At 69.7% G+C, this 6,073-nt stretch carries 9 protein-coding genes; all 9 read left to right on the plus strand.

What is annotated here, in order from left to right; all coding sequences use genetic code 11:
* Positions 1-146: 146 nt before the first annotated feature.
* Complete coding sequence (locus GTW43_RS26500; protein WP_161304489.1) at positions 147-1,274, plus strand: low temperature requirement protein A; 1,128 nt, start codon at positions 147-149, stop codon at positions 1,272-1,274.
* 14 nt (positions 1,275-1,288) lie between these two features.
* Positions 1,289-1,765 carry a nuclear transport factor 2 family protein gene (locus GTW43_RS26505; RefSeq protein WP_161304490.1) on the plus strand — a complete coding sequence of 159 codons (477 nt, stop codon included), beginning with the start codon at positions 1,289-1,291 and terminating at the stop codon, positions 1,763-1,765.
* A 97-nt stretch (positions 1,766-1,862) separates the two neighbouring features.
* The gene (locus GTW43_RS26510; protein ID WP_161304491.1) at positions 1,863-2,309 is read left to right on the plus strand and encodes a nuclear transport factor 2 family protein; all 447 of its coding nucleotides are present in this window, start codon (positions 1,863-1,865) and stop codon (positions 2,307-2,309) included.
* Positions 2,309-3,343, plus strand: a complete 1,035-nt coding sequence (locus GTW43_RS26515) for an ankyrin repeat domain-containing protein (RefSeq protein ID WP_161304492.1) — start codon at positions 2,309-2,311, stop codon at positions 3,341-3,343. The genes GTW43_RS26510 and GTW43_RS26515 overlap by 1 nt, the downstream gene beginning before the upstream one ends.
* A 49-nt stretch (positions 3,344-3,392) precedes the next feature.
* Positions 3,393-3,701, plus strand: a complete 309-nt coding sequence (locus GTW43_RS26520) for a muconolactone Delta-isomerase family protein (protein ID WP_161304493.1) — start codon at positions 3,393-3,395, stop codon at positions 3,699-3,701.
* Between the two features lie 22 nt (positions 3,702-3,723).
* Positions 3,724-4,422, plus strand: coding sequence for an SDR family NAD(P)-dependent oxidoreductase (locus GTW43_RS26525; RefSeq protein ID WP_161304494.1), 699 nt, complete (start codon positions 3,724-3,726; stop codon positions 4,420-4,422).
* Positions 4,419-4,883, plus strand: coding sequence for a nuclear transport factor 2 family protein (locus GTW43_RS26530; RefSeq protein WP_161304495.1), 465 nt, complete (start codon positions 4,419-4,421; stop codon positions 4,881-4,883). The genes GTW43_RS26525 and GTW43_RS26530 overlap by 4 nt, the downstream gene beginning before the upstream one ends.
* A 25-nt stretch (positions 4,884-4,908) precedes the next feature.
* Positions 4,909-5,394 carry a nuclear transport factor 2 family protein gene (locus GTW43_RS26535; protein ID WP_161304496.1) on the plus strand — a complete coding sequence of 162 codons (486 nt, stop codon included), beginning with the start codon at positions 4,909-4,911 and terminating at the stop codon, positions 5,392-5,394.
* 49 nt (positions 5,395-5,443) lie between these two features.
* A partial coding sequence (locus GTW43_RS26540) for an MFS transporter (protein WP_161304497.1) occupies positions 5,444-6,073 on the plus strand: 630 nt, incomplete at its 3' end.

A 6,073-nucleotide genomic window follows, 5' to 3' on the forward strand; every position in this document is an offset into this window, starting at 1 on the left:
CCCTGTGCGCGGATACATTTGCGGACATGTCTCAAACGACTTCCGCGCACCAAGTAGAAGGCGTCCCAGAGCATTCGACATCCACTCAGGGAAGTTCTCCTTTCGAGGGTCGGGAATACAGATCCGGGGGACCCGCCGAATCGATCGTGGAGCCCTCACCGAAAAGCGGGGCCCGGGTCACCACCCTGGAGTTGTTCTTCGACCTCGCGTTCGTCTTCAACTTCACGCAGCTCGCCCGGGTCCTCAGCCGGGACATGACGCTGCGCGGGGTCGGCCAGGTCCTGCTGGTCTTCTGGCTCCTGTGGTGGATGTACGGCGGCTACGCGTGGCTCACCAACCATCTGCCCCCGCACCGCAGGCACCACCGGATCCTGCTGCTGCTCGGCATGGCCTCCTTCCTGATCATCGGCCTGGCCACGCCCAACGCGTTCGACGGCGACGGCGTGGCGTTCGGCATCGGCTACCTGGTGATCGTCTCCGTGCATGCCGTCCTGTTCGCCTCGGGCGGCACGGGCGCGGCCCGCACCATGCTGCGCATCGCCCCGTTCCACACGGTGGGCGCGATGCTGATCATCTGCGCCGGCTTCCTGGACGGCTGGGTCGTCTACGCGCTGTGGACCTCGGCCGTCGGCCTGGAGGTCGTCGCACCGATGCTCACGGGGGTGTCGGGCTTCGAACTGAAGCCGGGACACTTCGTCGAACGCCACGGACTCCTCATGATCATCGCGCTCGGCGACTCGTTCCTCGCGCTCGGCATCGGCACCGACGGCGGCCAGGCAGGGCCGTCGGTGGTGACCACGGCCGTGCTCATCTTCGTCATCCCCGCAGGCCTGTGGTGGGTGTACTTCGACGAGTCCGAGAAGGCCTGGCGGGCCGAACTGGCCCTGGAGCGCCAGGACGCGGTGAACCGCTCACGGCTCGCGCTCGCCGCCTTCTTCTACGCGCACGTCCCCATGCTGCTGGGGCTGATCCTGATCGCCGCGGCCGTGAAGAAGACCATCGTGCACCCCTACGAGCCCCTGGCCACGGCCCCCTCCGTCGCACTCGCCGGCGGCGTCGCGCTGTACCTCGGCGGCATCGCCTGGTTCCACAGGATCCTGAAGATCGGTCCCCAACGCTTCCACTTCACCGCCGCACTGCTCGCCGTCCTGGCCATCCCCATGGGCCACTCGGGGTCAGCGGTGGCAGAAGTCGTCCTGCTCGGCGTCCTCATCGGCGCCGCCCTGCTCAGCGACCATCGCTGGACCAAGAAAATGGCACACCTCTATCACTGAAGGAAGAAGACTCCATGAGTTCTGTGGCCGACCGGCTGGACATCATCGAGACGTGCACGCGCATGGGCTGGTACATCGACCAGCGTGAGTGGGAGGCGCTGGAGGACGTCTTCAGCGACGAGATCATGCTCGACTACACCAGCCTCAACGGCGGGGAGCCGGGCCCGGTCTCCAGGAAGGACCTGATCGGCGCCTGGTCGGGGCTGCTCGGCCAGTTCGCCGCCACCCAGCACCTGCTGAGCAACTTCCTGGTCGAGGTGCAGGGCGACAGCGCCGTCGCCACCGCCATGTTCCAGGCGACGCACCGCATGCCCAACGAGCACGGCGGACCGCTGTGGACGCTGGCCGGCACCTACCGCATCGCCCTCGAGCGGACGGCGCAGGGCTGGCGGATCAACGGCGTGGTGATGACGGCCACCTGGGCCGACGGCAACCAGCACCTGTTCGCCCGCGCCGCCGAGGCCCAGTCCGCCGGATCCGCCGAGTCCTAGAAAGCAATATCAGAAAGTCGGCCACCGTTTCCTTGCCGCTTTCCGGGTTTCTCGCCGAGGATTTCCCATGGAATTCCTTCCACTTCTAGGAGAGTTCATGAGCAACACCACGGAAGAGACCAGGAAAGTCGTCCAGCGGTGGTTCGACGCATTGACGTCGGGTGATTTCGAGACCGCACTCGACACACTCGACGAGAATGTCGAGTGGATCAACTACACGCCGGTTCCCGGCTACAACGACGACATGAAGTGGATCGGCAGCTACCGCGGCCGGGACGCCGTCCTCGACACCCTGAAGATCTTCGGCGGTGCCGTGGACGTCCGCTTCGAGAAGTTGGTGAACCTGGTCGTCGACGGCGACCAGGCCGCCGGGGTCATTCACGAGATGTCCACCGTGCGGGGCACCGGCGTGGAGTTCGAGATCGAGTTCATCCAGTGGCTGACGGTGCGGAACGGCAGGATCACCCGCTGGAAGTCCTACACGGATCCCTCGCAGATCATTCGCGCCCTGCGCGGTGACGTGTCGGGGCAGGAGGCCGCCTGATGAGTGCCGAGCTGATCCTGGCCGTCCGCGACCGCGACACCGCCCGTGTCGCCGGCCTGCTCGCGGCCGGCGCCGACGCGAGCCACCGCGATGCCGGCACCGGCCTGACCGCACTCATGATCGCGGCCGGGCAGGCGGACGCCGCGACGGTCCGTACCCTGATCGAGGCCGGCGCCGACGTACTCACCGCCGATCGCCGGGCCGGGGCCACCGCGCTGCACAAGGCCTGCCAGGGCGGCAGCCTCGACGTGGTGCGGGCCCTGGTCGAGGCCGGGGCCTTCGTCGACGCGGTGGCGCCCACCACCGGGCACACCGCGCTGATGGACGCTCTCTGGTACAAGTACCCGGACATCGCGGCGTACCTCCTGGATCAGGGCACGGTGCTGCAGGTCTCCACGCACTACGGCTTCACGCTCGAGCAGCACTTCGCCTACGAGCTGAACGTCAACACCTTCGGCAAGGACCGGCTGCTCGAGGCCGAGGAGCACCTCAACGCCCGGCGGGCCGCGGACGAGCGGGCGGTGGCCGGCCAGGAGCTGATGGCCGCGACCGCACAGGGCGACACCGAACAGGTGCGCAAGCTCCTGGCGGCGGGCGCCGCGGTCGATGAGCGCTCCCCCAACCTCAGCAGCTTCAACGACAGCCACACCCCCCTGCTCGTCGCCTGCCGCGACGGACACGACGAGATCGTGGAACTGCTGCTGGCGGCGGGCGCGGACGTGAACGCCGTGGAGCCCACCTTCGGTGCGGTGCCCCTGCACAAGGCCGTCTACAACGGACACGCGGGCATCACCGCCGTCCTGGTCCGGCAGACGGGCATCGACCTCGACTTCCAGGGAGCGACCAACGGCTACAGCCCGCTGCACGACGCGCTCTGGCACGGCTACGAGGACTGCGCCCGCACGCTCGTCGAGGCCGGTGCCCGGCTCGACCTGCGCGGCCACGACGGCAAGACGCCGCTCGACCTCGCCGTCGAGGTGTTCGGCGCCGGACACGGGCTCACCGAGCTGATCCGCACCCGCAGCGCCCGCTGACCCGCGGAGCGCACCCAGCGACACCCCCGCACAGACAGGGAGTTGAAGCATGCTGTTCTACGTCCAGATGAAGTGGAAGCACGAGGGGCGTATCACCCTCGACGAGCTGTGGGAGCTCGAGCAGGACGAAGCGGCGCACGCCCAGGAGACCGTCGACTCCGGCTTCTGCGTCGGCATCTGGAAGGTGGCCGCGCAGAAGCGGGTCATCGCCATCATCGACTCGCCGGACGCGGAGGAACTGGACCGCACCGCCCTGGGCCGGCTGCCCATGCGCGAGTACCTGGAGTTCGAGACCGTCTGGCCGCTGCGCGACTACCTCGGCTTCGCCGAGGACGTCAAGCAGCGCTACAAGGTCTGAACGCGACGAGGAGACCGAGCCTGTGAGCCGCGAACGTACCCGCACCGCCCTCGTCACCGGCGCCAACCGCGGCATCGGTCTCGAGACCGTCCGCCGGCTCGAGCGGGCCGGACTCGACGTCGTCCTCGCCGCGCGCGACCGCGCGCGCGGCCTGGACGCGGCCCGCACGCTCGGCGCCGCGAACATCCGGGTGGAAGAACTGGACGTCGCCGATGCCGGGAGTGTCGCGGCGTGCGCCCAGCGGCTGGCCGACGACGGCATCGGCGTCGACGTGCTGGTCAACAACGCCGGGATCTACCCCACCGACCCGTTCTTCTCCCTCGACGAGGAGACACTGCGCCGCACTCTGGACGTGAACCTCATGGGCGCCTTCCGCACGTGCCGGGCGTTCTGCCCCGGCATGGCGGAACGCGGCTACGGACGTGTGGTCCATGTGTCCTCGGGTCTCGGGGCCGTGAGCGACGGCAACATCCCCTCTCCGGCCGCGTACGGCATCTCCAAAGCAGCCCTGAACGCGCTGACGCTGGTGGTGTCCGCGGCCGTTCCGCCCAGCGTCAAGGTCAACGCGGTCTGTCCGGGCTGGGTCCGCACCGACATGGGAGGAGCGGGAGCGCCGACGAGCGTCGAGCAGGGCGCCGACACGGTGGCCTGGCTGGCCCTGCTGCCCGACTCCGGCCCCACCGGGGGCTTCTTCCGTGACCGCACGAGGATCGCCTGGTGAGCGCGCTGCGGGCCGTCGCCGTGGCGCTGGGGGTGGCGGCCGTTCTGGTCACCGCGACGCTGTACGCCAGTGACTACGCGTGGGCGGCGGCGAAAGAGGCCCTGCGCAGCACCCCCGCCGAGCACGACCGGGAAGCGCTGGCGGCGCTGGATCCCGCGGTGCGCGGCTATGTCGATGCCGTCGCCGCCCGGGACCTGGACGCCCTGGTCACCGTGTTCGACCCGCACGCCACGGTCGACGACACCGGCCGCCTGTTCCGCGGCCGTGCCGCGATCGAGGACTGGGCCCGCGACGAGGTCGTGGGCGGCAGCGTCGTCGTCCTGCACACCACGCCCGCCGGTGCGGGCCCGACCGTCCTGCTGCGCTTCGATCCGGCAGGGCTCATGGCCCCGTTCCGGGCCCGGTACGCGTTCGACGTCGAGCACGACGTGATCACCCGGATCACCCTGCGCTACGCCTGACCGCCGTCACCCTGAGGAGTTCGCCATGCCCCACCGCCCTTTGCCGACCGCCCTCGCCCTGGCCGCTGTGCTGCTGGCCGGCTGCTCCGAGCAGGGGAACACTCCCCCGCGCGCGACCCCGTCGACGGCGTCGGGTCCCGTGCGCTCGGGCGACGCGGTCGCGGACGACGACGCCACCGCCGAGGCAGCTGACAGAGCGGTGGATCCCGCCGCCCAGGCCTACGTCGACGCGGTGGCCCACGAGGACCTCGACGCACTCGTGCGCGCCTTCCATCCCGATGCGCAACTCATCGACGTGGAGCGCACGTTCAGCGGCCGGGACGAGATCCGCGACTGGGCCCGCGACGAGGTCATCGGTGGCCGGCTCACCGTCCTGAAGAACACGCCCACCCGCGGCGGGACGACCCTGCTCGTTCGTTTCGCCCCCGGCGGGCACGGCGGATTCGAGGCGAACTACGCCTTCGACGTCCGCGACGGACGCATAGCCCGGCTCAATCTGCAGTACGCCTGACCGCGCCGTCGCGCCCCTGTTCCGTCCTCTTCCAAGGAGTGGCTCTCCCATGAGCACCGCCACCGCACCGGGGCCCGGCATGCCCCGCAACAACCTCGCCCTGGGCGCCCTCGGCCTGGGCGCCTTCGCCATCGGCACCGCCGAACTCGTCATCGTCGGTGTCCTCAACCTCGTCTCCGACGATCTGGACGTCTCGCTGAGCACGGCCGGCCTGCTGGTCACCGCGTACGCGCTCGGCATCTCGATCGGCGGCCCGATCGTCACCGCCGCGACCATCAAGATGTCGCGGCACACGCTGTTGTGCACGGCTCTGGCTGTCTTCGTCCTGGGCAATCTGGCCGCCGTCTTCGCCGGCGTCTTCGGTCTGCTGGTGGCGGCGCGCGTGCTGTGCGGCGCCCTGCACGGGCTGTTCCTCGGCGCGGCGTCCGCCGTCGCCACCGGCCTGGTCGCCCCGGAACACCGCGGCCAGGCAGTCGGTCTGGTCTTCGGCGGGATCTCCGTCTCGACGGTCTTCGGCGTGCCGCTGGGCACCCTGCTCGGCCAGAGTCTCGGCTGGCAGGCCACGTTCGCCGGTGTGGCCGTTCTCGGCGTCGTGGCCCTCGTGGTGATCATGATGTGGGTGCCCGCGGTCAGGAGCAGCGGCTCGAGTGACCTCACCTCGCAGGCACAGCACGCGTTC

The organism is Streptomyces sp. SID5785 (assembly GCF_009870065.1).
In the GTDB taxonomy this organism is placed as follows: domain Bacteria; phylum Actinomycetota; class Actinomycetes; order Streptomycetales; family Streptomycetaceae; genus Streptomyces.